The organism is Stenotrophomonas cyclobalanopsidis, assembly GCF_008710035.1.
In the GTDB taxonomy this organism is placed as follows: domain Bacteria; phylum Pseudomonadota; class Gammaproteobacteria; order Xanthomonadales; family Xanthomonadaceae; genus Stenotrophomonas; species Stenotrophomonas cyclobalanopsidis.
Window position 1 is genome coordinate 1 of the sequence record NZ_VYKI01000045.1, and the last position, 26,212, is coordinate 26,212.

The window sequence follows — 26,212 nt, forward strand, 5'->3', positions numbered from 1 at the left end:
TCGACCTGGTCGACCACCGACAATTTGAAGGCCAGCGAGTAATCGCGTTGGCTGCGCCTGATTGTTGATTTCATTGAACATTCCTTTTCCAGAGGGAAAAGGTGTCAACCCAATTCAGGACGGGTCACGGCAAAGAAAAGGGGCGCCTGGAAGGCGCCCCTTTTCTGCTCGAGCGTTTCAGTTGCTCTCGCTGAGCAGATTGTCGAAGTAGGCAATCGTCCGGCGCAGGCCCTCTTCCAGCTGGACTTGGGGTTCCCAGTTGTCCAGTTTCTTCTTGGCCAGTGTAATGTCCGGTTGGCGTTGCATGGGGTCGTCAACCGGCAACGGCTTGAACACAAGCTTGGAACCGGAGTTGGTCAGCGCGATCACCTTCTCGGCAAGCTCCCGGATGGTGAACTCGCCCGGATTGCCAAGGTTGCATGGCCCCGTGAAGCCCTTCTCGCTGTCCATCAGTCGCAGGAAGCCTTCGATCAGGTCATCCACATAGCAGAACGAACGTGTCTGCTTGCCTTCGCCATAGATCGTGATGTTTTCGCCGCGAAGGGCCTGCACGATGAAGTTGGAGACAACGCGCCCGTCATTAGGGTGCATGCGCGGGCCGTACGTGTTGAAGATGCGTGCAACCTTGATGTCCAGACCGTGCTGACGGTGGTAATCGAAGAACAGGGTTTCGGCGCAGCGTTTACCCTCGTCATAGCACGAGCGAGGGCCGATCGGATTGACGTTCCCCCAGTATTCCTCGCGCTGCGGATGGATACTGGGATCGCCATATACTTCGCTCGTCGATGCCTGGAAGATGCGGCAGTCGAGTCGTTTGGCGAGGCCAAGCAGGTTGATTGCTCCATGCACCGATGTCTTGGTGGTCTGCACTGGATCGTGGCTGTAATGGATCGGGGACGCCGGGCAGGCCAGGTTCCAGATCTCGTCGACTTCGACGTAGATGGGGAACGTCACATCGTGCCGCATGAATTCAAAATGCGGGTTCTGCAGCAGGTGCTCGATGTTCCGCTTGCTGCCGGTGAACAGGTTGTCGGCGCAGATTACTTCATTGCCGCGATCCAGCAGGCGCTCAATCAGGTGGGAGCCCAGAAAGCCTGCTCCTCCGGTTACCAGAACCCGCTTTCGACTGTTGTAGTTCTTCATTTTACGTTCCCGGTGCTGTCGCAGGTAATGGAGCGGCCCCGGCCAATGCCGTAGTACGCGATCCCGGTGGATTCCACCTTGGCAGGGTCATACATGTTGCGGCCGTCGAAGATGACGCGGTCATGCAGCTGCAGCAGTGGTTCGAAGCTTGAAAGCAGGAACTGTTTCCACTCCGTCACGATCACCAGCGCATCTGCGGAGGTCAGTGCCTGTTCCGCAGAACTGGCGAAAGAAACATCATCGCCAAAGGAGGAGAGCAGGTGGCTTGCCTCGGCCATGGCCTGGGGGTCGTAGCAACGTACCTTTGCGCCACGGGCAATCAGGTCTGCAATGAGAACGAGCGCCGGTGCCTCGCGCATGTCGTCCGTGTTCGGCTTGAAGGACAGGCCCCACACTGCAAATGTTTTGCCATTGATCTCGCCGGCATAGTGGCGGGCAATCAGCTTCGAAAGTTTCTGCTTCTGGCGGTAGTTCACCGCTTCCACTGCGTTGAGCAGGTCGGCCTGGTAGCCGACCGAATCCGATGTCCTGGCCAAGGCCTGCACATCCTTCGGGAAGCACGATCCGCCATAGCCGGCACCTGGATAGATGAAGGAGTAGCCAATCCGGCTGTCAGAGCCGATTCCCTTGCGAACCTGTTCGATGTCAGCGCCAACACGTTCGGCGATGTTGGAGATTTCATTCATGAAACTGATCTTGGTGGCAAGCATGGCGTTTGCCGCATACTTGGTCAGTTCCGCCGACGGCACGTCCATCACGATCAGACGGTCGTGGTTGCGATTGAACGGAAGATAGAGCTCGCGCATCTGGTCAGCTGCCGCCGTCACTGCAGTGCCGACGATGATCCGGTCAGGGCGCATGAAGTCGCGGATCGCATCGCCTTCCTTCAGAAACTCAGGGTTGGATACCACGTGGAAGGTGATATCCCTTCCGCTCCCGGAAAGCTCTTGCGCGATCTGCTGCTCCACCTTGCGGGCGGTGCCCACTGGAACGGTTGATTTGTCCACGATGACTGCATCATGGTCCAGGTGGCGGCCAATGGTCCCCGCAACGGCCAGGACATGCGTGAGGTCGGCACTCCCGTCTTCGCCTGGAGGGGTTCCCACGGCGATGAAGATGATGTTGCCATGTCTCACTGCAGCTTCCGCGTTCGTCGTGAAGGACAGGCGACCTCCGGCGACGTTGGCTGTAATCATCGAATCAAGTCCCGGCTCGTAGATCGGAATGATTCCGCGCTCAAGCCGCTCAACCTTGCCTGCGTCGGTATCGACACAGATCACATCGTGGCCGACCTCGGCCAGACATGCGGCCGTGACCAATCCCACATAGCCCGCACCAAAAATTGCAACTTTCATCAACGACCTCTACTAGAACGGATGACGCCCCGACAGCAGGCGGGGCGTCGTGATGGCAGCGCAGGAGCTTACAGCACGGCTTCCAGCTCCGGCAGGATCGTGAACAGATCCCCGACCAGGCCGATGTCGGCAATCTCGAAGATCGGCGAATCCGCGTCCTTGTTGATGGCCACGATCGTGCCGGCATCCTTAATGCCGGTCAGGTGCTGGATGGCACCGCTGATGCCGACGGCCACGTACAGTTCCGGCGCGATGATCTTGCCGGTCTGGCCGACCTGCAGATCGCTGGGCACGTAGCCGGCGTCGACCGCGGCGCGCGAGGCACCCACCGCGGCACCGAGCTTGTCGGCCAGCTGGAAGATGACCTTGAAGTTCTCTTCCGAACCGACGCCACGGCCACCGGAGACCACGCGCTTGGCGCTCTGCAGGTCCGGGCGGTCGCTGGCACCGGCGGCCAGGCCGACGAAGCGGGTGTGCGCCGGCAGGGCCGCATCGACACTGGCTGCTTCGACAGCAGCGCTTCCACCCTGGGCCGCTTCCGGCCACGATGCGGCGCGCACGGTGGCGACGACGATCTGGTCGGCCGGTGCTTCGACGGTGATGATGGCGTTGCCCGCGTAGATCGGGCGCTTGAAGGTATGGCTGCCTTCCACGGCCATCAGGTCGGACACCTGGTTGACGCCCAGCAGGGCGGCCACGCAGGGCATCAGGTCCTTGCCGAAGGTGGTCGACGGGCCGAAGACGTGGGTGTAGTCCTTGGCCAGCTGCGCGATCTGCGGGGCCAGCACCTGGGCGATGGCCTGCGCGTTGGCGGCGTTGGCCACGGTCAGGACCTTGGCGACGCCGGCGATCTTCGCGGCTTCAGCGGCGACGGCGGCCGGGTCGGCGGCCAGCACCAGCACGTCGATGCTGGCACCGCTGATGGCGGTGGCGGCGCTGACGGTCTTGGCGGTGGCGGCGTTGAGCTTGCCGTCGTGGTGCTCGGCGATGACGAGAATCTTGCTCATTACAGCAGCCCCTTCTGCTTGAGTGCGGCAACCAGTTCAGCCGCGTCCTTGACCATTACACCCTTGCTGCGCTTGGACGGCGCGGCGTACTGGGTGGTCTTGAAGGTATCGGCGGCTTCAACGCCGAGGTCGGCCAGCTGCAGGCTCTCCAGCGGCTTGGCCTTGGCCTTCATGATGTCCGGCAGCTTGATGAAGCGCGGTTCGTTCAGGCGCAGGTCGGTGGTGACCACGGCCGGCAGGTCCACTTCGAGCGTTTCCAGGCCGGCATCGACTTCACGGGTGACCGTGGCCTTGCCGTCGGCAACGTCCAGCTTGCTGGCGAAGGTCGCCTGCGGGCGGCCCCACAGCGTGGCCAGCATCTGGCCGGTCTGGTTGGCATCGTCGTCGATGGCCTGCTTGCCGAGGATCACCAGATCCGGCTGTTCCTTCTCGACCAGCTTGAGCAGGATGCGGGCGGCGGTCAGCGGCTGGATGGCCTGATCGGTAACGACGTGAATGGCACGGTTTGCACCCATGGCCAGGCCATTGCGCAGGTGCGCCTGGGCGTCGGCCGGGGCGATGGTGGCAACGACCACTTCGCTGGCGATGCCCTTGTCGCGCAGGCGCAGGGCTTCTTCCAGCGCGATTTCATCGAAGGGGTTGGGGGACAGCTTGACGCCGTCGGTGACCACGCCGGAACCGTCCGGCTTGACCTGAATGCGGACGTTGTAGTCCACCACGCGCTTGTACGCGACGAGGATTTTCATCTGGTACTCGATCCTTGTAGTGCCGGCCGCTGGCCGGCTAACAGTAATGGGAAACGTCCGGTCCTCGCACAGCAACCGGTTCGGGGGTGGGACCCCGATTCTAGCTGGCTTGGGGTGACCATGCGAATGCGTATGGTTTTGCTGCGACGCGGCAAAAAAAGCCGCTTCTGCCCCGTCATTCACGTTCTGCACGCAGTCGTGAAGTTCGGCCCCATGTATGCTGTGCCGCTGTATCGAAGCGTGCTGAGCGCTTCCTCTGGAAGAAATCAAAATAACAGGAGATCAGGTAGTGTCCACTTGGCTTGTCACCGGCGGCGCCGGTTTCATTGGCGGCAACTTCGTTCTCGAAGCGGTCGCCCGCGGCGTCAAGGTCGTCAATCTCGACGCGCTGACCTACGCCGGCAACCTGAAGACCCTGTCCAGCCTGGACGGCAACCCGAACCATGTGTTCGTGCAGGGTGACATCGGCGACAGCGCCTTGGTGGCCCGCCTGCTGGCCGAACACCAGCCCGATGCGGTGCTGAATTTCGCCGCCGAAAGCCACGTTGACCGCTCCATTGACGGTCCGGATGCCTTCATCCAGACGAACGTGGTCGGCACCCTGGGCCTGCTGGAAGCGGTGCGCGACCACTGGAAGGGCCTGCCGGCCGAGCAGGGCGCGGCCTTCCGCTTCCTGCACGTGTCCACCGACGAGGTGTACGGCACCCTGGGCGAGACCGGCAAGTTCAGCGAAACCACCCCGTACGCGCCCAATTCGCCGTACTCGGCGTCCAAGGCTGCGTCGGACCACCTAGTGCGCGCGTTCCACCACACCTACGGGCTGCCGGTGCTCACCACCAACTGCTCCAACAATTACGGCCCGTACCACTTCCCCGAAAAGCTCATTCCGCTGGTGATCGCCAAGGCACTGGCCGGCGAACCGCTGCCGGTGTACGGCGACGGCAAGCAGGTGCGTGACTGGCTGTTCGTCACCGACCATTGCGAAGCGATCCGCACCGTGCTGGCCAAGGGCCAGGTCGGCGAGACCTACAACGTCGGCGGCAATTCGGAAAAGCAGAACATCGAAGTCGTGCAGGCGATCTGCGCGCTGCTCGATGCGCGCCGCCCGCGTGACGATGGCCAGCCGCGCAGCAGCCAGATCACCTACGTGGCCGATCGCCCCGGTCATGACCGCCGCTACGCGATCGATGCGTCGAAGCTGAAGAATGATCTCGGCTGGGAACCGGCCTACACCTTCGAGCAGGGCATTGCCTTCACCGTCGACTGGTACCTGGACAACCAGGAATGGGTCAACGGCGTGCTCGACGGCAGCTACCGCCTGCAGCGCATTGGCACCAGCGCCTGAAACCGGGAGAGAACATGACGCAGCGTAAAGGCATCATCCTGGCCGGCGGCTCCGGCACCCGGCTGTATCCGATCACCAAGGGCGTCAGCAAGCAGCTGCTGCCGGTGTACGACAAGCCGATGATCTACTACCCGCTCAGCGTGCTGATGCTGGCGGGCATCCGTGAAGTGCTGATCATCAACACCCCGCACGAACAGGCGTTGTTCCAGCAGCTGCTGGGCGACGGTTCGCAGTGGGGCATGGACATCCAGTACGCCGTACAGCCCAGCCCCGACGGGCTGGCGCAGGCCTACCTGATCGGCCGCGACTTCGTGGCCGGCAAGCCGAGCTGCCTGGTACTGGGTGACAACATCTTCCACGGCCACGGCCTGCGCGAGGTGCTCAAGCGCGCCGACCAGCGCGTGGACGGCTCGACCGTGTTCGGCTACTGGGTGAACGACCCGGAGCGCTACGGCGTGGCCGAGTTCGACACGAGCGGCAAGGTGGTGGACCTGGTGGAAAAGCCGGAAAACCCGCGTTCCAACTACGCCGTCACCGGCCTGTACTTCTACGACGGCAACGCCAGCGCCCATGCTGCCGAACTGAAGCCGTCGCCGCGTGGCGAGCTGGAGATCACCGATCTCAACAAGCGCTACCTTACCGAGGGCAACCTGCATCTGGAAGCGCTGGGCCGCGGTTATGCCTGGCTCGATACCGGCACCCACCAGTCCCTGCTGGAAGCCTCCAACTTCATCGAGACCATCCAGACCCGTCAGGGCCTGCAGGTCTGCTGCCCGGAGGAAATCGCCTTCGGCCAGGGTTGGATCAACGCCGAGCAGCTGGAGGCGCTGGCCGCCCCGCTGATCAAGAATGGCTACGGCCAGTACCTGCACAAGCTCGCCCTGCGTGGAGTCGTTCCGTGAAAGTGATTGAAACCAAGCTGCCCGGCTGCGTGGTGATCGAGCCGGCGGTGTTCGGCGATGCCCGTGGTTATTTCTTTGAAACCTGGAATGCCGAGCGCTTCGCTGCGCTGGGCCTGCCGGACCGGTTCGTGCAGAGCAACGTCTCGACCTCGGCGCAGGGCGTGCTGCGCGGCCTGCATTACCAGTGGCCGCGCCCGCAGGGCAAGCTGGTCAGCGTGCTGGAAGGCGAGGTCTATGACGTCGCCGTCGACATCCGTCGCGGCTCGCCGACCTTCGGCCAGTGGGAAGCGGTGGTGCTGAGCGCGGAGAACAAGAAGCAGTTCTGGATTCCGGAAGGCTTCGCCCATGGCTTTGCCGTGCTGTCCGAGCGTGCGGTGTTCAGCTACCTGTGCACCGAGGTCTACCTGAAGGACTTCGATGCCGGCGTGCGCTGGAACGATGCCGACATCGCGGTGGACTGGCCGGTGAGCGCACCGACCCTGTCGGCCAAGGATGAGGGCGCACCGTTTCTGAAGGACATCGCCGAGGACCGCCTGCCGGTCTACAGCGCATGACCGTGCTGGTGTTTGGCGGCAACGGCCAGGTCGGGCAGGAACTGCTGCGCGCACTGGCCCCGTTGGGGCCGGTGGTGGCGACTACGCGTAGTGGCCAGCTGCCCGACGGCAGTGCGTGCGAGGTGGCCGATTTCGGCCAGCCCGACAGCCTGCCGGCGCTGCTGGACCGCCTGCAGCCGTCGGTGGTGGTCAATGCCGCCGCCTACACGGCAGTCGATCGTGCCGAGCAGGACGTGGAGGCCGCGTTCGCGGCCAACGCGCAGGCGCCGGGCGTGATCGCGCGCTGGTGTGCGGCCCATGGCGTGCCGTTCGTGCATTACTCCACCGATTACGTGTTCGATGGCCAGGGCAGCGCGCCCTACCGCGAAGACGAAGCGACCGCGCCGCTGGGCGTCTACGGCACCAGCAAGCGGGATGGTGAAGAGGCTGTTCGCGGCGCCGGTGGCCGCCACCTGATCTTCCGCACGGCGTGGGTGTACGCCTCGCACGGCGCCAATTTCCTGCGCACGATGCTGCGGGTGGGCGCCGAGCGTAACCAGCTGCGGGTGGTGGCCGACCAGATCGGCACGCCGACCCCGGCCGCGCTGATCGCCGATGTTACCGCACAGGCGCTGCAGCACCCCGGGCAGCTGTCGGGCACCTGGCACCTGACCGCCAGCGGCCAGACCAGCTGGCATGGATTCGCCGAGGCGATCTTTGCCGAAGCGTTGTCCAGCGGCGTGCTGGCCAAGGTGCCGGCCGTCGAAGCGATTCCCAGTGCCGAGTACCCGACCCCGGCCAAGCGTCCGGCGTGGTCGGTGCTGGACAACCGCAGGCTGCAGCAGGAGTTCGGCATCGTGCTGCCGTCCTGGCAGGACGGCCTGAAGCGGGTCATGGCGGAGATGGTTCGATAACGGTAGCGCCGGGCCATGCCCGGCGGATTCCGTATCACCGCTGCGCTCGCCGGCCATGGGCCGGCGCTACCGTTAAGCCCGCAGGCGCCTGATCAACTGCGCCCGTAGGTATCCTCGAAGCGCACGATGTCATCCTCGCCCAGGTAACTGCCGGACTGCACTTCGATCAGTTCCAGCGGCAGCTTGCCCGGGTTGCGCAGGCGATGGATCACGCCCAGCGGGATGTAGGTGCTCTGGTTCTCGCTCAGCAGGATCACTTCGTCGCCGCGGGTCACCTCGGCGGTGCCGCTGACCACGATCCAGTGTTCGGCGCGATGGTGGTGCATCTGCAGGCTCAGCGTGCCACCCGGCTTGACCGTGATGCGCTTGACCTGGAAGCGCTCGCCGTTGTCGATCGAGTCGTAGGCGCCCCACGGGCGGTACACCTTGCGGTGCCAGCTGGCTTCACTGCGGCCGTCGGCCTTCAACTGCGCCACCACCGTCTTGACCTCCTGCATGCGGTCGGCCTTGCCGACCAGCACCGCATCGTCGGTCTCCACCACGATCACGTCGTCCAGGCCGACCATTGCCACCAGGCGCTGGCCATAGGCGTAGGTGTTGCGGCAGTCGATGGCGATCACATCGCCCTGGTGGGCATTGCCATCGCCATCCTGCTGCGAGACATCGCGCAGCGCGGTCCACGATCCGACATCGTTCCAGCCTGCATCGAGCGGAATGACCACGGCATCGGCGGTTTTCTCCATCACCGCATAATCGATGGAATCAGACGGCACAGCGGTGAACGCGTCCTTGTCCAGGCGGGTGAAGTCGGCATCCCGACGCGACTGCTGCCACGCCGTGCGGCTGCCGGCCAGCATCGCCGGCTGGAAGCGTTCCAGCTCCTGCAGGTAGCGCGACGCCTTGAACAGGAACATGCCGCTGTTCCAGTAGTACTGGCCGCTGGCCACGTAGCCGCTGGCGGTGTCCAGGTCGGGTTTCTCGACGAAACGCTCGACGGCGCGAAGACCCTGGCCATCGGCCGCCTTGATGTAGCCATAGCCGGTTTCCGGACCCGTGGGCACGATGCCGAAGGTCACCAGCTTGCCCGCTTCGGCGGCGTTGGCCGCGGCGTGCACCGCGCTGCGGAAGGCGGCTTCATCGGTGATCACATGGTCCGAGGGCAGCACCAGCAGCAGCGCGTCGGCGCCATCACGGGTGGCTTCCAGGGCAGCCACGGCGATCGCCGGCGCGGTGTTGCGGCCGACCGGCTCGAGGATGATCGCGGCAGGCGCCGCGCCGACCTGCTGCAGCTGCTCGGCGGCGACGAAGCGGTGCTCCTCGTTGGCGATCACCAGCGGGCCGCGGCTGGCGATGGGGGCTACCCGCTGCCATGTGGCCTGCAGCATGGTCAGCTGGCCGGCCAGCGGCAGGAACTGCTTCGGGTAGGCCTCGCGGGACAGGGGCCACAGGCGGGTGCCGGAGCCACCGGACAGGATGACGGGCTGGATGTTGCTCATGATCTTCCTTGATTACTGCTGGATAAGGCGGGAGAGCTCATCGGTGCGTGCCTGCAGCAGAGCGGCGTCACCGCGGGCTTCCACATTCAGGCGCAGCAGCGGTTCGGTATTGGAGCTGCGCAGGTTGAAGCGCCAGTCGCCGAAATCGGCGCTGATGCCATCAGTGTGGTCCAGCGCCGGCGACTGTGCGGCGAAGTGCTCCATCACGCGGGCGACGGCTGCCTTGGCATCGGCCACCTTGAAGTTGATCTCGCCGCTGCAGGGGAAGGCCGCCATTCGGTCCTCCACCCAGTCGGCCAGCGAGCGGCCGCTCTCGGACACCAGCTGCGCGATCAGCAGCCACGGGATCATGCCGGAGTCCGCATAGGCGAATTCGCGGAAGTAGTGGTGGGCGCTCATCTCGCCGCCGTATACCGCATCCTCGGCGCGCATCTTTTCCTTGATGAAGGCATGGCCGCTCTTGCACAGCACCGGCACGCCGCCGGCCGCTTCGACCATTTCCACGGTGTTCCAGACCAGGCGCGGATCGTGCACGACCTTGCCGCCCGGCTGGCGGGCGAGAATCGCCTTGGCCAGCAGGCCGACCAGGTAGTAGCCCTCGATGAAACGGCCGGTGTGGTCGAAGAAGAAGCAGCGATCAAAATCGCCGTCCCAGGCGATGCCGAAGTCGGCGCCGTGTTCGCGCACGGCCTCGGCGGTGGCGGCCCGGTTTTCCGGCAGCAGCGGGTTGGGGATGCCGTTGGGGAAGTTGCCATCGGGTTCATGGCAGATGCGGATGAACTCCAGCGGCAGGTGCGGTGCGAGCAGGTCGACGATGGCACCGGCGCCGCCGTTGCCGGCATTGACCACCAGCTTCAGCGGCTTGAGCTTGCTGGCATCGACATAGCTCAGCAGGTGGTCGATGTAGGCGCCCTTGTCGTGGCGGGCAGTCTGCGCCGCGCTCGGCGGCTGCGGCGCGGCGGTATCGGCGGCCACGGCGTCGGAGATCGCGAACAGGCCGGTATCGGAGCTGATCGGCCGCGCGTTTTCCTTGACCAGCTTCATCCCGTTGTAGTCCATCGGGTTGTGGCTGGCGGTCACCATCACGCCACCGGCGGCGCCCAGGTGGTCGGTCTGGAAGTAGACCTCCTCGGTGCCGCACAGGCCAATGTCGATCACCTCGCGGCCGACGCCGCGCAGGCCGTTGGCGAGCGCATCCTGCAGGGCGGGGCTGGTCAGGCGGACATCATGTCCCAGTACTACCGGGCCCGGAGCGAGCTGAGCGTCCAGCGCCACGCCGATGCGGCGGGCCAGGTCTTCGTTCAGTTCTTCCGGGACGCGGCCGCGGATGTCATAGGCCTTGAAGGCGGGCAGGGGCATCGGTCAGGTCCTTGATGAGTTCAGTCGGCTAGTGTAATCCCAGCCCTGTGTGGGATCCGTTTCCATGCCCCTGCGGGCGCTGAACGTCGGGCCGGGCTCGGTGGTGACTCGGATCCACGCACGGCGTGGACCTACTTGGCAGAGCGCCCCCGCTTGCCCTTTGGCACCACCCCTGGCAGCGGCGCCAGCAGTGCTTCCAGGTCCTCATCGTTGAAGCGCGGGCCGCTGGCGTTGCCACCTTCAAGAATGGAATCGGCCAGCGCCGCCTTGCGCTCCTGCAGCTCGGCGATGCGCTCTTCAATGCTGCCGGCGGCGATCAGCCGGTAGACGAACACCGGCTGCTCCTGGCCGATGCGGTGGGCGCGATCGGTTGCCTGCCGTTCGGCAGCCGGGTTCCACCACGGATCGAAGTGGATGACCGTATCTGCCGCGGTCAGGTTCAGGCCGACACCACCGGCCTTCAGGCTGATGAGGAAAATCGGCACCTCGCCCGCCATGAAGCGCTGCACGGGCGTGGCCCGATCCTGGGTGTCGCCGGTCAGCTGCACGTGGGCCAGGCCCATCTCATCCAGCGCCTGTGCGATCAAGGCCAGCATGCTGGTGAACTGCGAGAACAGGAGGATCCGCCGGCCTTCTTCCACCATTTCCGGCAGCATGTCGCGCAGCAGGTCCAGCTTGGCCGACGGCGCACTGCGCTTGCCGGTCTCACCGGGCAGCAGACGCGGGTCGCAGCAGACCTGGCGCAGTTTCAGCAGGGCGTCCAGCACCAGGATATGGCTGCGGCCCAACCCTTGGGCAGCGACGGCTTCACGCACCTTGGCCTCCATTGATGCGCGCACGGTTTCGTACAGATCGCGCTGTGCGCCTTCCAGTGCCACCGTGCGGGTGATCTCGGTTTTCGGCGGTAGTTCCGCCGCCACCTGGTCCTTGCGCCGGCGCAGCATGAACGGGCGCAGGCGCTGGGCAAGCAGGTGCGCGCGTTGCGGGTCGCTGCCGCGTTCGATGGGATGGCGCCAATGCTGGTTGAACTGCTTCTCGTTGCCCAGCAGGCCGGGCAGCAGGAAATCGAACTGTGCCCATAGTTCGCCCAGGTGGTTTTCCAGCGGCGTACCGGTCAGGCACAGGCGATGGCGCGCGTGCAGGGTGCGCAGGGCGATGGCCGCCTTCGATTTTGCGTTCTTGACCTGCTGTGCCTCGTCGAGGATCAGCAGGTGATAGTCGTGGGCCAGCAGGGCCTCTTCGTCGCGCCACACCAGCGGGTAGGTGGTGAGCACCAGATCATGTTCGCCGATGCGATCGAAGTGGGCGGCGCGGTCGGCGCCATGCAGCGCCAGCACGCGCAGGTCGGGGGTGAAGCGGGCCGCTTCACTGGTCCAGTTATGCAGCAACGAGGTGGGCACCACCACCAGCGCCGGCTGCTGCAGCCGGCCCTGTTCCTTTTCCAGCAGGATATGGGCCAGGGTCTGCAGTGTCTTGCCCAGGCCCATGTCGTCGGCCAGCACGCCGCCGAGGTCCTGCTGCCGCAGGTACTGCAGCCAGGCCAGGCCCTGCAGCTGGTACGGACGCAGGGAAGCGGCCAGCCCGGCGGGGGGAGCGATCTCTTCGAGTGCGGGGGTCTGCAGCAGGCGTTGCACCAGCGCACGGGTGTCTTGGCTGCCCTTGAACTGCAGGCGCGCATTGTCCTGCAGGGCGCGCAGGCGGCCGCGGTCACGCGCCGACACCCGCAAGGGCGCATCACGCTGGCTGAACAGATCGGCCAACAAGGCGATAACCGGTTTCAGGCGCGCGGCCTTGATGGCCAGATGGGTGTTGCCGCCGGGCGACAGCATCACGTTCTCATCGTCACCGATGGCGTCGATCTGCCCGCGAAGCCAGCGCGGATCGGTCTGCAGCACCTTGTGCAGCAGTGGGGCCAACGGCACGGTACGGCCGTCGACCTGGATATCCAGGCCCAGATCAAACCAGCCGTCTCCCGACGCACTGGGCTGGATGTCCAGATCGATGTCCTCGATCAGGGTGATGCGGTGGCGGAAGTCGTCATCCACCTCCACTTTCCAGCCGAGCGCTTCCAGTTGCGGCACGTCCTGCAGCAGCAGCCGGGTCCAATTGTAGCTGCGCAGCACGAAATGTGGGCCGGCATCCTGCAGGGCCACCCGTGGCGCCGTGTCGCGGTGGAGATTGAACCCGCGCAGTTCATGTTCGCGGCGAGCCTCCTCGGCCGGATCCCGCGGCAGCAGGGCCAGATCGCCATTGGCGTCGTGGACGAACACGCTCGGATTGTCCAGGAAGCGCACGTGTTCGTCGTACTCGAAGGCGACCGTGGCGAAATCCGCCCAGTGCGAATCATCCCGCCGGTGCAGCCAGGCCGGCCGGAACTCCAGACTGTGCAGGCGCAGCACGGGTGTCATGGCCTTGATCTGCAGGGTGGGAAGTGCATCGGGCGCGCTGGGACGGGGCAGCGCGGGGTCCATCTGCCGCAGCATCTGTGCCACCACGGGCGCTTCACTGGGCATCAGGTGCGGCAGGGTCAGGAAGACGTCGGCGTCCTCGGTTTTCACATCCAGCAGCAGGGGGCCCACTTCTCCTGTAATGGGGTCCAGGTACCCGGCGGCGCTGCCCATGACCAGGCCTTCAGCATCGCCTTCCACATGCAGGGACGGCTTCGACAGCGGGATGTCTTCGATTTCCTCGATCTGCCAGCCCAGCGTTCCGCGCCGCGCAGGACCACGCCGGGCAGGCACGCGTTCATGACGCTGGCCCGAAACCCAGCCGTGGCCGCTGTCGATGATCAGCTGCAGCGTGGCATTGATGTCGATGCGCGGCCCGGCGGTCTTCGCATGCCGCTCCGCCCAGAGCTGGGCGATCACCGAGATATCGGACGGCGCGAGGTAGCCCGGCGGATTGAGCAGCATCTCGGCGGTGATATCCACCCATTTGCCGATGCTGAGGGTGCCATTGGGGCGGTAGTCCACCTTTCGCATCACAACGTAGGGCCGATGGCCGGACGTCGAGAGATCGAAGATGACGCCATTTCTGCGGGGCTTGGCTGGAAGGCTGCGCCTGCTCTGCCAGCGCGACAGTTCGGCCAGCAGTTCCGGGCGAGGGGGGCCGTTCAATGCGGATGCAGTGTCGTCCTCATCATCTTCCCCGGCCGGAGGTCCCACCGCGACCTCGATGCTGTCGTCCAGCAGGTAGACCACCAGCGCGGCGGCCACGTGCTTGCAGTTGCGGCCCACCGGGCATGAGCAGTCACCCTGCAACCGGCTGCGGGGCGTGCGGGTGCTGGCCCCCAGATCGATTTCGACGCCGTACGGGTGGCGAGCCGAACCCTGCACGTCGGCGAGGAGCAGATCACCGTGGCGTTGCAGGTTGCGGACACCGCCTATGCACTGCTCGCTGCGACCGAGCGTCACTTCATCAAACCAGCGGAACAGGTCCTGGTCATCGTAGGGGATGGGCATTGTCATCGGGGCCAGCGTCAACCAGTAGCAGTCCTCCATTCTAGCGGGAACGCGCCAGGCAGCCGGTCAATGCTGCGGCGCATCCCAGCCCATCAGCGGGGCCCGGCTAGAATGCAATCATTCTTCCCCCGTAGGGCTGTAGAAATGGAACACGCAACTTCCAGCGGCAAGCGCAGCAAGCGCTTCGCCTCGGCGGCGGAGGCCCTGCAGGGCGTCATCGCCGATGGCCAGACCCTGGCCGTGGGCGGCTTCGGCCTGTGCGGCATTCCCGAGGCGCTGATCGCCGCGCTGCGCGACAGCGGTGCCAAGGGCCTGACCGTGATCTCCAACAATGCCGGCGTCGATGGCTTCGGCCTCGGCCAGCTGCTGGAAACGCGGCAGATCAAGAAGATGATTTCGTCCTACGTGGGCGAGAACAAGGAATTCGAACGGCAGTTCCTGGCCGGTGAGCTGGAACTGGAGTTCAACCCGCAGGGCACCCTGGCCGAGCGCCTTCGCGCCGGCGGTGCGGGCATCCCGGCCTTCTTCACTGCCACCGGCTACGGCACGGTGGTGGCCGAAGGCAAGGAAACCCGCGAGTTCGACGGCAAGCACTACGTGATGGAAACCGCGCTGCTTGCAGATGTCGCCCTGGTCAAGGCCTGGAAGGCCGACGAAGCCGGCAACCTGGTGTTCCGGAAGACCGCGCGCAACTTCAACCCGGCCTGCGCGATGGCCGGCAAGGTCTGCATCGTGGAAGTGGAGGAGGTGGTGCCGGTCGGTAGCATCGATCCGGACCAGGTGCACCTGCCGGGCATCTACGTGCACCGCATCGTGCACAACCCCACCCCTGAAAAACGTATCGAACAGCGCACCATCCGCGCGGAGGGCAACTGACATGGCGTGGACCCGTGACGAGATGGCGGCACGTGCCGCCCGCGAACTGACCGATGGCGCCTACGTGAACCTCGGCATCGGCCTGCCGACGCTGGTGGCCAACCACATTCCCGAAGGCGTGGACGTGTGGCTGCAGTCGGAGAACGGCCTGCTTGGCATCGGCCCGTTCCCGACCGATGCCGAAGTGGACGCCGACCTGATCAACGCCGGCAAGCAGACCGTCACCGCGCGTGCCGGTGCCAGCTATTTCGGCAGCCATGACAGTTTCGCGATGATCCGCGGCGGCCACGTCAACCTCGCCATCCTCGGCGCCATGCAGGTGACCGACAAGGGCGACCTGGCCAACTGGATGGTGCCCGGCAAGATGGTCAAGGGCATGGGCGGGGCGATGGACCTGGTGGCCGGCGTGCAGCGCGTGGTGGTGCTGATGGAGCACACCGCGAAGAGCGGCGAGCACAAGATCCTGGCCGAATGCTCGCTGCCGCTGACCGGCGTCGGCGTGGTCGACCGCATCATCACCGACCTGGCCGTGTTCGACGTGACCGAGGACGGCCTGGTGCTGGTGGAAGCGGCGCCCGGCGTGGCCGATGACGAACTGAAGGAAAAGACCGGCGTGCCGTTCCGGCGGGTGTGATCGATCAAAGGGGGCCGTGTGGCCCCCTTTGATCAGCTGCGCCGTGCGTAGGCGTAGTCCGAAGCTGCCGGTTCCGGTTCGCCGATACATGCGGCAGCCGTCATGACGCGCAATCCGCTCTGCTCGCAGCAGGTGCCCAGCACGCGTTCGATGGCATGTGCCAGGGTGCCGTCGATCTGGCCCTGTTCGGCATCGAACGCGCTGCGATGGAGGTGTGCGTCCAGCAGCGGACGCAGGGCCTGCAATCGCCACCAGCCCATGCTGCCGGCGCCGAATACCTCTGCGTCCGCGGCCGCAGGAAGGCCCAGCCGCACGCGGAGCCGCTGCAGTGCCGGCCCATTGCCGCCGATGAAATCGACGACACGCAGCAGGTGCCCTTCGGCCACCACCATGCCCAGGCCCGGATCGGCCTGGAACGCGGCGTGGATGCGCGCGGCGCGATCGCGCTGGACCAGACGCTGCAGCAGTTCCTGCCGCCACTGGTCACCATTGTCGCGATGGGTTGAGCGTTTCGTATGCAGTTTGAGCACCACATCGTGGTGGTCCTGCAGCAGCCGCTCGGCCACCTCCAGGAACGGCAGGATGTCGCGCCCTTGGTTGGCGACCGGGATGACCTCGCCCGCCAGCCCGTGGCTGGCCAGCGCCTGTTGGACGGCCACCACCTGCGCGGCCGGGGTGGTGACGACGATCCGCCACGGCAACGCGGCTTCGCCCAGTGCGGACAGTACCTCGGGCAGGGTTTCCAGATACCAGGCGTGCAGGTGCACCGCGGGTGCCTGCCGTACCGGTGGCGCCGGCGAAAGCGCCTCGCGGGTGGCCTGCAGCCAGGCATGGCCCAGTCGTGCATCGGGTTCGAGCACCGCCCCTTCGGCCCACTCGTTCCATGCATTGATGAAGACCAGGCGCTGATCCTGCGGCGCCGCCGCCAGGCGCTCGTGCACCGTTCGGCGCAGCCAGTCGCGATAGCCGCGCGGTGAGGCGTGCAGGTACACCCGGCCACGGCCGGAGCGTCGTGCTTCGTTGTCCCAACCGGGATTCACGCCGGGGTAGAGCGGGTAGTCCGGCAGCGGCCGCGCGCCGACCTCGGCAGCCAGTTCGCGCCAGTCACGCACGTCGCCGTTGAATCCGGGATTGAGCAGCCACTGCTGCGCGGACAGCGAGGCAGGGTTGCTCATGTTCGGCGGGAACTCGACAGCGGCATCGAAGCCGATGTCGCGCGGATCGGGCCGTTCGAAGCCCTGCACGTAGGCCAGGTGGAGCTCGCCGACACCGTGGTCACGGCACCAGCGGCGCCAGCGCTCCGCGGTCGCCCGTGCATCGGGCAGCAGGTGCGGGCGGTAGATCAGGAGCATCGGCCTGCCATCGACCTTCAGTGCGCGCCGGTCACGCAGGTACGGTGCAACGTGGGCGATGAAGGCCAGGTCATCCTCGGCGCTGTGCTGCTGGCCGATCAGGATGTCCTCGTCGCGGCCATCCCAGCGCCGCGCCCAGTTCTCGTTGGCCCAGCACAGGCAGAACGGCAGATCGATGCTGTCATCGGCCAGCCACTGCTGCAGTGGGTCCTCCATCAGGGTGCGGCCACTGAACCAGTAGTAGTAGAAGCAGAACGCGCCGATGCCATGTTCGGCGGCGAGCGTCGCCTGGTCGCGCATCACCTGCGGGTTGCGCAGGTCGTAGAAGCCGAGATCGGCAGGCAGGCGCGGTTGGATGTGGCCTTCGAACTGCGGCAAGGCGCGGGTGACGTTGCGCCACTCGGTGAAGCCCTTGCCCCACCACGCGTCGTTCTCGGCGAAAGTGTGGAACTGCGGCAGGTAGAAAGCGACAAGGGTGGCCGGCAGCGGGGTAGGCAGGGCGTCCTGCCGATAGCTGCGGTGGCCGATCGCGGCCTCGTCGGCACGCCAGCGCAGCTGCGCGCCCGAACGGGGGCCGGCGGTGTCCTGCTGACCCTTGGGCGGCGGCGGCACCCAGTCACCATGACGGGCCAGCAGGCGGGTCCGCAGCCGGTCGCGCTGCCCCTCGGAGAGGGGCAGCAGCCGGAAGGCCGCACGCAGCAGCGGGAACAGGGCCTGGCGCAGGCTGCCGCTCATCGCAGCACGCCCCGGGAAGGGCGGGCGAGGGCGGGCATGGGCGTCGTGGAAAGGGTCATGGGACGCATTTTCGACGCTGGCGGCCATCACGGCAAACCGGATCGCGGCTGCCGTGCTAGCGTGGCACGATGCTGTTCCCCCACGACCTGCCTGATGCCGACGTCCAGCACCTGCCGGGCTGGCTGCCCACCGATGCCGCCGATGCGCTGCTGCCGGCGCTGCAGGCGGAACTGCCGTGGGAGGTGCACCGCATCCGCATGTTCGGCAACTGGGTGGATTCGCCCCGGCTGAGCTGCTGGATCGGTGACCCACAGGCGCGCTATCGCTATTCCGGCGCTGAATTCGTACCGCTGCCGTGGCCGCCGCGGCTGCAGGTCCTGCGCGAGCGGCTGCAGGCGCAGGGCATCGGCGCGTTCAACAGCGTGCTGGTCAACCGCTACCGCAACGGCGGCGATTACATGGGCTGGCACAGCGATGACGAACCGGAGCTGGGGTCGTCGCCGCTCATCGCCTCGCTCAGCCTGGGCTCGGCCCGGCGTTTCCTGCTGCGACGGCGCGACGATCCCGCGCGCAAGGCCGAATTCCTGCTTGGCCACGGCGACCTGCTGCTGATGGGCGGCAGCACCCAGCGCTTCTACCAGCACGCGCTGCCGAAGATGGCACGGGTGCAGGGCGAGCGCATCAACCTGACGTTCCGTTGGATCCAGCCCCGTTGAGGGTGTTTCGCCGGGCATGGCCCGGCGCTACCAGGATTGCACAGGGCGCTCCGCCGGGCATGGCCCGGCGCTACCAGGATTGCACAGGGCGCTCCGCCGGGCATGGCCCGGCGCTACCAGGATTGCACAAGGGTAGCGCCGGGCCATGCCCGGCGAGCGCAGCGGATACGGCTCAACGCTTCGGCGCAGCCGCGTCGTTCTGCCCGTTCACCAGCGTCCAGGCCACCACGTCCTGCGCCAGCTGCTGCAGGCCACGCTCGAAGGCGGCGGCCACGGCCGGTACGTCGGTGCTGCCCACCGGCTGTGCCTGGCGGAACGTGCGGTCGGCCACCACGCGCTGGTCGGTGGTGTGGATCAGCTTGGCGTTCACTTCGATCACCACGGTCGGCGTGGCCTGGCCCTGGTAATCCGATTCGAAGCGGCGCACGTCGGTGGCCAGTTTGTAGTCGGCGCGGATGCCGGCGGCGGTGCGGGCCACGCCGCGCAGGCGGCCGGAATCCTCGAAGCCGCGCAGCAGGGTGTCCTCGATGATGTCGGTGGCCGGCTGTGCCCAGCTGGCGCCCTTGTAGATCTCCAGCTCGGACGGTGTCGGCCGCACGTTGATGCGCGGGCTGTCGACCATGCGCGCGGCGCTGGGCTTGGACACCACCAGCTGCCAGTCGGCCTGCGGCCAGCTCGGGTCCACCTTCACCTGCACGGCGGGCGAGTACAGGGTGACCGGGCTCTTGTCGCCGCTGCCGAGGATCGAGCAGCCACCCAGCAGGGTGACGGCCGAGGCGGCCAGCAGCAGGCGCGGAAGGGTCATCGGGCTCATTTGGGTTCGAACTCCTTCGGTGCGTCGCGGCCCAGCAGGTAGCGCGCGGGATTGTTCTCGAGGCGGTCGCTGACGCGGCGCAGGTCGCGGATCAGGCCACGCAGTTCATTCAGCGTCGGGCCGAGCTGGCCCAGCCCGTCGTTGGCGAAGCTGTTGATGGCCGCGCGGTTCTCGCCGAGGATCGAATCGGCATTCCCGGCCGCCGAATCAAGCTTGCCCAGGGTGGCGTCGAGCTTGTCGATGATGCCCGGCAGCTGCTGCACCAGGTTCTTGTCCAGGCGCTCGATGGTGCCATTGGTGGTCTTCAGCGTGGTGTCCAGGCTGCGTGCGGCATCGCGCGCGCTGAGCAGCAGCGCCTGGGTACCCTGGTCACGGTCGGCCAGCCCGCCGCTGATGGTCTCCAGGTTGGCCAGGGTGGCGTTGATCGAGGCCACGTTGCGGTCACTGAGGACCTGGTCCATGCGTTCGACGATGCGGTTGGCCACGTCGGTGATGTTCTGCAGCGCCGACGGCGTGGTCGGGATGATCGGCGCCGGATCCTTGTTGACCGTGGTCAGTGTCGGCGCCTGCGGTGTACCACCGCTGAGCTGGATGATCGACGGGCCGGTCAGGCTGGTGATCGCCAGCTTGGCGCGGGTATCGGTCTTGACCGGGGTGTTGGAGTTCAGGCGGATGCGCGCGACGACCTGGCGCGGGTCGTCGGGCACCAGGTTCAGTTCGGTGATCGAGCCCACCGCGATGCCGTTGTACTGCACCGGGCTGCCCACCGACAGGCCGGTCACCGCCTCGCGGAACACTACGCGGTACTCCTGCCAGGTACGGTCGGAGGAATACTTGGCTGCCCACAGGCCGAAGGCCAGCAGGGCCAGGCCGGTGATCAGGGTGAACGCACCGATCAGCACGTAATTGGCTTTGGTTTCCATGGCTCAGGCACTCTTGATCTGTTCGCCGCGTGCGGCACGCGCGCGGGGTCCGTGGAAATATTCCTGGATCCACGGGTGGTCCAGTTGCTCGAGTTCGGACAGCGGCGCGTTGGCCACCATCCTGCGGTCAGCGATCACCGCCACCCGGTCGCAGATCGCATACAGCGTGTCCAGGTCGTGGGTGATCAGGAACACGGTCAGGCCCAGCGCTTCCTGCAGGGTCTTGATCAGGCGGTCGAAGGCGGCCGCGCCGATCGGGTCCAGGCCGGCGGTGGGTTCGTCCAGGAACAGCAGCGGCGGGTCCAGCGCCAGCGCCCGCGCCAGGCCGGCGCGCTTGCGCATGCCGCCGGACAGCTGCGAGGGCAGCTTGTTGATGGCATCGGCGGGCAGGCCGGCCAGCTTCACCTTGAGCAGCGCCAGTTCGTAGTGCCAGCGCTCGGGCAGCTCACGGTGGTGTTCCTTCAGCGGCACCTGCACGTTCTCGCCCACGGTCAGCGAGGAGAACAAGGCGCCATCCTGGAACAGCACGCCGGTGTTGCGCTCGATGTGCAGGCGGCTTTCGGCATCGTCGGCGCGCGCGTTGCGGCCGAGCACCTCGATCTGCCCTTCGTCGGGCACGCGCAGGCCGAGGATCGAGCGCATCAGCACGGATTTGCCGGTGCCCGAACCGCCGACCACGCCGAGGATCTCGCCGCGCCGCACGTCCAGGTCCAGGCCTTCGTGCACGGTCTGGCTGCCGAAGCGGTTGACCAGCCCGCGCACGCGGATGGCCAGGTCGTGGCCCTGGTCATCCTGCATGGTGTCGGTGGGGGAGTCGTATGCGTTCATGTCACCAGTCCATGTGCATGAACCACAACGCCGCAAAGGCGTCGATGATGATGACCAGCGAGATGGTCTGCACCACGCTGGAGGTGGTGCGCTCGCCCACCGACTGCGCCGTGCCTTCCACCTTCAGGCCTTCCAGGCAGCCGATCAGGCCGATGATCAGCGCGAACACCGGTGCCTTGGACAGGCCCACCAGCAGGTGCCGCACTTCCATCGTTTCGTGCATGCGCGCGATGTACATCTGCGGCGGGATGTCCAGGTCGAACGCGCCGACGGTGATGCCGCCGGCCAGGCCGGCGATCATCGCGATGAAGGTCAGCAGCGGCAGGGTCACCAGCAGGGCGAGCAGGCGCGGCAGCACCAGCAGGTCGACCGGGTCCAGGCCGAGCGTGCGCATCGCATCGATTTCCTCGCGAGCCTTCATCGCGCCGATCTGCGCGGTGAACGCACTGGCGGTGCGGCCGGCCAGCACGATGGCGGTGAGCAGCACGGCGAACTCGCGCAGGAAGGCGATGTTGACCAGCTCGACCACGTAGATCTCCGCGCCGAAGTCGCGCAGGATGGTCGAGCCGAGGAAGGCGATGACCGCGCCGACCAGGTAGGACAGCAGTGCCACCAGTGGCACCGCGTCCAGCCCCACCTGTTCCATCTGGTGCACGGTGGCGGTCAGGCGGAAGCGCCGCGGTTCCTTCACCAGCCGCGCGGCCTTCACCAGGTTCTCGCCGAGGAAGCTGCACAGCGCCTTGATGTTGTGGGCAGTGGCATGGACGCTGACGCCGAGGCGTTCGAGCGCGGCCAGTACGCCGAAATCGCGCTTGGGCTTGGGGCGGTCGTCGGCCACTTCTTCGATGGTGGACACCAGCGCCTGGTGGTCCGGCCGGAACTGCACGGCGTGCTCGCCGAGGTCGGCCCGATGGGCCACGCGCAGCAGCTGCAGCACGCCGGCCGAGTCCAGCTGCTCGATACCGGTGGCGTCGATGCCGGTTACTTTGTCGGGAACGTCGCGCAGCACTTCGGCCGCCGCCAGCGCGGTCTTCAGGGTCCAGTGCCCGGACAGGCGGATCAGCCCGTGATCGTGGGCGTCCTGTTCAAGCCGGGGTGCGTGGTTCGGGGTCATGGGGGCCATTCGGCTCGCAGCATAACCGTTCTTAATTGCACGTCGCGTCGAACCGGGATGAAATTCTCCGGCCAAGGCCGCCGTGGGTGATACTACGGCGCATGTCTGCAGACGCCCACACGATCCCCACGCCCCAGGCCACCTACGCACAGCGGGTGGCATTCGTTTCCGAGATCGCCGGGCGCCTGCACAGCTATGGCACTACGGCCCAGCGGCTGGAGGCGGCCGTGGTCGCGCTGGCACTGCAACTGGACCTGGACTGCGAGCCGTGGTCCAACCCCACCGGCATCATCCTCAGCTTCAGCGATCCGGCACGCGCCATCGGTTCCAGCGACATCACCCGGGTGATCCGACTGGCGCCGGGCGAGAACGACCTGCACAAGCTGAGCGTTGCCGACCGCATCGCCGAGGAAGTGGCCAATGGGCGCATGAGCCTTGCACAGGGCCATACCGCGCTGCGGCAGCTGGACAAGGATCCTGGCCGCCGCGGCAAGCTGCGCACCATCCTGTCCTTCAGCCTGGGCGCGGCCGGCGTGGCCGGCATGTGGAAGCTGCCGTGGCTGGACATCGCCACTGCCGGCGTCATCGGCCTGATGATCGGCCTGCTGGGCATGATCACCGATCGTCGCCCGGCCACCCGCGAAGCGGGCGAAGCGCTGGCTGCACTGCTGGCCGGCATGGTCGCCACGCTGGTGGCCGCCTTTGTCGGCGCACTCAATCTCAATACCGTCATCATTGCTTCGCTGGTGGTGCTGCTGCCTGGCATGTCGCTGACCAATGCGGTCAATGAACTGGCCAGCCAGCACTGGGTATCGGGCACCGCGCGTTTCGCCGGTGCGCTGACCACCATCATGAAACTCAGCGTCGGCGCGATGATCGCCGTGACCCTGGCCGATGTGCTGGGCCTGGAGCCGGTGATCCGTGCCGCGCGGCCGCAGGGGCCATGGGTGGAATGGGCCTCGCTGCTGACCGCGGCATTCGCCTTCGCCATGCTGTTCAAGGCCAACCGGCGCGATTATCCGTGGGTGATGGCGGCCTCGGTGGCAGGTTATGCCATCTCCAAATTCGGTGGCCACGCCTGGGGCGCACCGGCCGGTATTTTCCTGTCCGCGATGCTGCTGACCGCCGGCGGTAATCTGTTCGGCCGCCTGGTCGGGCGCCCGGGCGCGATCATCCGCCTGCCGGGCATCATCATGATGGTGCCGGGCAGCACTAGCCTGCGCGGCGTGCTGACCCTGGTGCAGCAGCAGGACGTGGGCGCCGGGCAGAGCGTGTTCCTCACCGTGCTCAACGTGGTGATGGCGCTGGTGGCCGGCCTGCTGTTCGGCAATCTGCTGATGCCGGCCCGCAAAACCCTGTAGGTGTGGACCGTTGGTCCACACGCCAGATAAAAAAACGCCGGCGTTCGCCGGCGTCGTTCATTCCAGCCTGATATTCGGCCTTACGCCTTCTTGATCAGGAAATCTTCCGGCTTCTTGCCGCCCTTGGCGGTCAGTTCGGCCATCCAGCGCGGCTGCTTGCCACGGCCGGTCCAGGTTTCCTTCGGATTGGCCGGGTTGCGGTACTTCGGGGCAACCTTGCCCAGCTTGCGGCCTGCGGTCTTCGCCGGTGCCTTGGTGGCCTTCGTCGCCTTGCGCGCGCGCGGGGCAGCCGGGGCATCACCGAACAGTTCCTCGATGGTGTAACCCTCGGCCTTGGCCAGCTTGCTCAGCTGGGCACGCACCTTGGTGATCGGGCGACGCTTGGCCACGATGGTCTGCTGCTTCTTGGCGGTACGGATCAGGGCGCCCAGCTCGCGTGCCGACAGGCCGCTCAGGTCGATGCTCATTAACGATTACTCCGGAAACTGAATTAGGGACAGGGACGAGCCGGTCCGTGGCGTCGCGGGACAGAATAATGACGAATTAATCCCAGCACAAACATTGGCAGTCGCGACATGGCGGCCGGATGGCCCCAATGCGTCTGTTTTGACCGGATTATGTCCGATCGGATTTTGCTGGTACGCACAAGACAGGCAAAAAAAGACCGGGGCAGGCCCCGGTCTCTCTGGTCATCCCTGCAGTCGCTGCAGCAGGGTGGCCTTGTCCAGGCTTTCCGCCTCGCTGGCACGGCGCGAACGGTATTCAAAGGTGCCGGCGGCCAGGCCGCGTTCGCTGACCACCACCCGGTGCGGGACGCCGATCAGTTCCATGTCGGCGAACATGGCGCCCGGACGCAGGCCACGGTCGTCCAGCGCCGCATCCAGGCCCGCATCGCGCAGTTCCTGCAGCAGGGCAGCCGCCGCTTCGGCCACGCCGGCATCGCCCTTCGGGTTGATCACGCACACCACCACCTGCCACGGCGCCATCGCCTCGGGCCAGATGATGCCGGCGTCGTCGTGGTTCTGTTCGATCGCCGCAGCGACCACGCGGGAAATGCCGATGCCGTAGCAGCCCATGGCCATCACCGCGGCCTTGCCGTTCTCGTCAAGCACGGTGGCGTCGAGCGCGGCGGCGTACTTGCGGCCCAACTGGAAGACGTGGCCGACCTCGATGCCGCGGGCGATCTTCAGCTCGCCGCCATCGACGGCGCGGTCACCGGCCTGCACGTTGCGGATGTCAGCCACTTCCGGCTCGGCCAGGTCGCGGCCCCAGTTGACGCCGGCCAGGTGGAAACCGGCCTCGTTGGCGCCGACGACGAAGTCGGCCATGGCTGCCACTTCACGGTCGGCCACCACGCGGATGGCCTTGGCCGGGGCGACCGGGCCGAGGAAGCCCGGCACGCTGCCCAGGTACTCGGCGATTTCCGCCTCGCTGGCGAAGCGCTGGTCTTCCAGGCCGGCGACCTTGCCCAGCTTGATCTCGTTGACGTCATGGTCGCCGCGGACCAGGGCCAGCACGAAGCCGGCTTCGGTCATCAGCGCCACCGACTTCACGGTGCGGGTCAGGTCGAGGCCTAGCAGGGCGGCGACGTCCTCGCAGGTCTTCTGCGTGGGGGTGTCCACCTTGCGCATGGTTTCGGTCGCAGCCGCGCGCGGTGCCGGATCGGCGGCCACGGCCGCTTCCATGTTGGCGGCATAATCCGAGCCTGTGGAGAACACCAGCGCGTCTTCGCCCGAATCGGCGATGACGTGGAATTCCTGCGAGGCATCGCCACCGATGGCACCGGAATCGGCCTGCACCATGCGGAAATCGAGGCCGAGTCGGGTGAAGATACGACTGTAGGCCGCCTTCATGTTCTCGTATTCGCGCACCAGGCAGTCATCGTGCAGGTGGAACGAATAGGCATCCTTCATCAGGAATTCGCGCGCGCGCATCACGCCGAAACGCGGGCGGATCTCGTCGCGGAACTTGGTCTGGATCTGGTAGAAGTTGACCGGCAGCTGCTTGTAGCTGGACAGCTCGCTGCGCGCGAAATCGCAGGCCGCTTCTTCGGCGGTGGGGCTGTAGCAGAAGGTCTGTTCCTTGCGGTCCTTGATCTTCAGCAGCTGCGGGCCAAACTTTTCCCAGCGGCCGGTCTGCTCCCACAGTTCCTTCGGCTGGATGGTCGGAATCTGGAATTCGACGGCACCGGCGCGGTCCATTTCCTCGCGCACGATGCGCTCGACCTTGCGCAGCACGCGCAGGCCCAGCGGCGACCAGGTGTACAGGCCCGATGCCAGCTTGCGGATCATGCCCGCCCGCAGCATCAACCGGTGGCTGGTCAGCTCGGCGTCGCTGGGGGTTTCCTTGGTGGTGTGCAGGTGGAACTGGGAGAGGCGCATCGGCGGCTTCGGATAACGGCAGAGACGCCTATTCTGCCAGCCCGGCCGGGGGTTTGTACCGGCAGGGCTGGCAGCCCTGCACCTGCTTCAATCAACGTCAACGTCAAAAGCTGGCTATCCGTGGGTTGGCGGGGGGGGGGGGGGGGGGGGGGGGGGGGGGGGGGGGGGGGGGGGGGGGGGGGGGGGGGCCCCCCCCCCCCCCCCCCCCCCCCCCCCC

At 66.3% G+C, this 26,212-nt stretch carries 21 protein-coding genes and 1 pseudogene; 8 read left to right on the forward strand and 14 right to left on the reverse strand.

The window, feature by feature from the left end; genetic code table 11:
• Positions 1 to 177: 177 nt before the first annotated feature.
• The 4 genes from FJU31_RS18965 to FJU31_RS18980 all read right to left on the reverse strand — a co-directional run bounded on the left by FJU31_RS18965 (position 178) and on the right by FJU31_RS18980 (position 4,251).
• The gene (locus FJU31_RS18965; protein WP_150456120.1) at positions 178 to 1,143 is read right to left on the reverse strand and encodes a UDP-glucuronic acid decarboxylase family protein; all 966 of its coding nucleotides are present in this window, start codon (positions 1,141 to 1,143) and stop codon (positions 178 to 180) included.
• Positions 1,140 to 2,498, reverse strand: a complete 1,359-nt coding sequence (locus FJU31_RS18970; RefSeq protein ID WP_150456121.1) for a UDP-glucose dehydrogenase family protein — start codon at positions 2,496 to 2,498, stop codon at positions 1,140 to 1,142. The genes FJU31_RS18965 and FJU31_RS18970 overlap by 4 nt, the downstream gene beginning before the upstream one ends.
• A 68-nt stretch (positions 2,499 to 2,566) precedes the next feature.
• Positions 2,567 to 3,505, reverse strand: coding sequence for an electron transfer flavoprotein subunit alpha/FixB family protein (locus FJU31_RS18975; RefSeq protein ID WP_150456122.1), 939 nt, complete (start codon positions 3,503 to 3,505; stop codon positions 2,567 to 2,569).
• Positions 3,505 to 4,251, reverse strand: a complete 747-nt coding sequence (locus tag FJU31_RS18980; protein WP_150456123.1) for an electron transfer flavoprotein subunit beta/FixA family protein — start codon at positions 4,249 to 4,251, stop codon at positions 3,505 to 3,507. The genes FJU31_RS18975 and FJU31_RS18980 overlap by 1 nt, the downstream gene beginning before the upstream one ends.
• A 289-nt stretch (positions 4,252 to 4,540) precedes the next feature.
• Here FJU31_RS18980 and rfbB point away from each other — a divergent pair, with 289 nt between their 5' ends.
• The 4 genes from rfbB to rfbD are packed head-to-tail and all read left to right on the forward strand — an operon-like array spanning position 4,541 to position 7,945.
• Positions 4,541 to 5,596 (forward strand): dTDP-glucose 4,6-dehydratase, encoded by a 1,056-nt coding sequence (rfbB, locus tag FJU31_RS18985; RefSeq protein WP_150456124.1) that lies wholly within the window; start codon positions 4,541 to 4,543, stop codon positions 5,594 to 5,596.
• Positions 5,597 to 5,610: 14 nt separating this feature from the next.
• Positions 5,611 to 6,498 (forward strand): glucose-1-phosphate thymidylyltransferase RfbA, encoded by an 888-nt coding sequence (rfbA, locus tag FJU31_RS18990; protein ID WP_116863417.1) that lies wholly within the window; start codon positions 5,611 to 5,613, stop codon positions 6,496 to 6,498.
• A complete protein-coding gene (gene rfbC / locus FJU31_RS18995) occupies positions 6,495 to 7,052 on the forward strand; it encodes a dTDP-4-dehydrorhamnose 3,5-epimerase (protein ID WP_150456125.1) in 558 nt (185 codons plus the stop codon). Before rfbA ends, rfbC begins: the two co-directional genes overlap by 4 nt.
• Positions 7,049 to 7,945, forward strand: a complete 897-nt coding sequence (gene rfbD, locus FJU31_RS19000; RefSeq protein WP_150456126.1) for a dTDP-4-dehydrorhamnose reductase — start codon at positions 7,049 to 7,051, stop codon at positions 7,943 to 7,945. The genes rfbC and rfbD overlap by 4 nt, the downstream gene beginning before the upstream one ends.
• A gap of 92 nt (positions 7,946 to 8,037) precedes the next feature.
• Here rfbD and FJU31_RS19005 read toward each other — a convergent pair whose 3' ends face one another.
• The 3 genes from FJU31_RS19005 to FJU31_RS19015 form a co-directional block, all read right to left on the reverse strand.
• Positions 8,038 to 9,441, reverse strand: a complete 1,404-nt coding sequence (locus FJU31_RS19005; protein ID WP_150456127.1) for a mannose-1-phosphate guanylyltransferase/mannose-6-phosphate isomerase — start codon at positions 9,439 to 9,441, stop codon at positions 8,038 to 8,040.
• Positions 9,442 to 9,453: 12 nt separating this feature from the next.
• Positions 9,454 to 10,800, reverse strand: a complete 1,347-nt coding sequence (locus tag FJU31_RS19010; RefSeq protein ID WP_150456128.1) for a phosphohexomutase domain-containing protein — start codon at positions 10,798 to 10,800, stop codon at positions 9,454 to 9,456.
• A 131-nt stretch (positions 10,801 to 10,931) separates the two neighbouring features.
• Positions 10,932 to 14,261: a DEAD/DEAH box helicase gene (locus FJU31_RS19015; RefSeq protein ID WP_150456129.1), complete on the reverse strand. Its 3,330-nt coding sequence runs from the start codon at positions 14,259 to 14,261 to the stop codon at positions 10,932 to 10,934.
• Between the two features lie 144 nt (positions 14,262 to 14,405).
• On the opposite strand from FJU31_RS19015, the gene FJU31_RS19020 reads away from it, so the two are divergent.
• Complete coding sequence (locus FJU31_RS19020; RefSeq protein WP_150456130.1) at positions 14,406 to 15,137, forward strand: CoA transferase subunit A; 732 nt, start codon at positions 14,406 to 14,408, stop codon at positions 15,135 to 15,137.
• A 1-nt stretch (position 15,138) separates the two neighbouring features.
• Positions 15,139 to 15,771, forward strand: coding sequence for a CoA transferase subunit B (locus FJU31_RS19025; protein ID WP_150456131.1), 633 nt, complete (start codon positions 15,139 to 15,141; stop codon positions 15,769 to 15,771).
• 32 nt (positions 15,772 to 15,803) lie between these two features.
• Here FJU31_RS19025 and FJU31_RS19030 read toward each other — a convergent pair whose 3' ends face one another.
• On the reverse strand, positions 15,804 to 17,858 hold the full coding sequence (locus FJU31_RS19030; protein ID WP_150456132.1) for a glycoside hydrolase family 99-like domain-containing protein: 2,055 nt from the start codon (positions 17,856 to 17,858) through the stop codon (positions 15,804 to 15,806).
• Between the two features lie 128 nt (positions 17,859 to 17,986).
• Between FJU31_RS19030 and FJU31_RS19035 the strand changes: the two genes are divergently transcribed.
• Positions 17,987 to 18,574: an alpha-ketoglutarate-dependent dioxygenase AlkB family protein gene (locus tag FJU31_RS19035; protein WP_150456133.1), complete on the forward strand. Its 588-nt coding sequence runs from the start codon at positions 17,987 to 17,989 to the stop codon at positions 18,572 to 18,574.
• A 172-nt stretch (positions 18,575 to 18,746) separates the two neighbouring features.
• Here the strand turns inward: FJU31_RS19035 and FJU31_RS19040 are convergent, their stop codons facing one another.
• Genes FJU31_RS19040 through FJU31_RS19055 form a run of 4 tightly spaced genes read right to left on the reverse strand, consistent with a single transcriptional unit; the run spans position 18,747 to position 22,262 of the window.
• Complete coding sequence (locus FJU31_RS19040; protein ID WP_150456134.1) at positions 18,747 to 19,388, reverse strand: ABC-type transport auxiliary lipoprotein family protein; 642 nt, start codon at positions 19,386 to 19,388, stop codon at positions 18,747 to 18,749.
• On the reverse strand, positions 19,385 to 20,311 hold the full coding sequence (locus FJU31_RS19045) for an MlaD family protein (RefSeq protein WP_116863408.1): 927 nt from the start codon (positions 20,309 to 20,311) through the stop codon (positions 19,385 to 19,387). The genes FJU31_RS19040 and FJU31_RS19045 overlap by 4 nt, the downstream gene beginning before the upstream one ends.
• A 3-nt stretch (positions 20,312 to 20,314) precedes the next feature.
• Positions 20,315 to 21,139 carry an ABC transporter ATP-binding protein gene (locus tag FJU31_RS19050; protein ID WP_150456135.1) on the reverse strand — a complete coding sequence of 275 codons (825 nt, stop codon included), beginning with the start codon at positions 21,137 to 21,139 and terminating at the stop codon, positions 20,315 to 20,317.
• Between the two features lies 1 nt (position 21,140).
• The gene (locus FJU31_RS19055; RefSeq protein ID WP_188115540.1) at positions 21,141 to 22,262 is read right to left on the reverse strand and encodes an ABC transporter permease; all 1,122 of its coding nucleotides are present in this window, start codon (positions 22,260 to 22,262) and stop codon (positions 21,141 to 21,143) included.
• 92 nt (positions 22,263 to 22,354) lie between these two features.
• On the opposite strand from FJU31_RS19055, the gene FJU31_RS19060 reads away from it, so the two are divergent.
• Positions 22,355 to 23,614 (forward strand): threonine/serine exporter family protein, encoded by a 1,260-nt coding sequence (locus FJU31_RS19060; RefSeq protein ID WP_150456137.1) that lies wholly within the window; start codon positions 22,355 to 22,357, stop codon positions 23,612 to 23,614.
• Positions 23,615 to 23,700: 86 nt separating this feature from the next.
• Here the strand turns inward: FJU31_RS19060 and FJU31_RS19065 are convergent.
• Together FJU31_RS19065 and FJU31_RS19070 are read right to left on the reverse strand one after the other, a co-directional pair.
• Positions 23,701 to 24,081: pseudogene (locus tag FJU31_RS19065) on the reverse strand (H-NS histone family protein); the annotation flags it as partial.
• A gap of 222 nt (positions 24,082 to 24,303) precedes the next feature.
• Positions 24,304 to 25,995, reverse strand: a complete 1,692-nt coding sequence (locus FJU31_RS19070) for a proline--tRNA ligase (RefSeq protein ID WP_150456138.1) — start codon at positions 25,993 to 25,995, stop codon at positions 24,304 to 24,306.
• Positions 25,996 to 26,212: the final 217 nt, after the last annotated feature.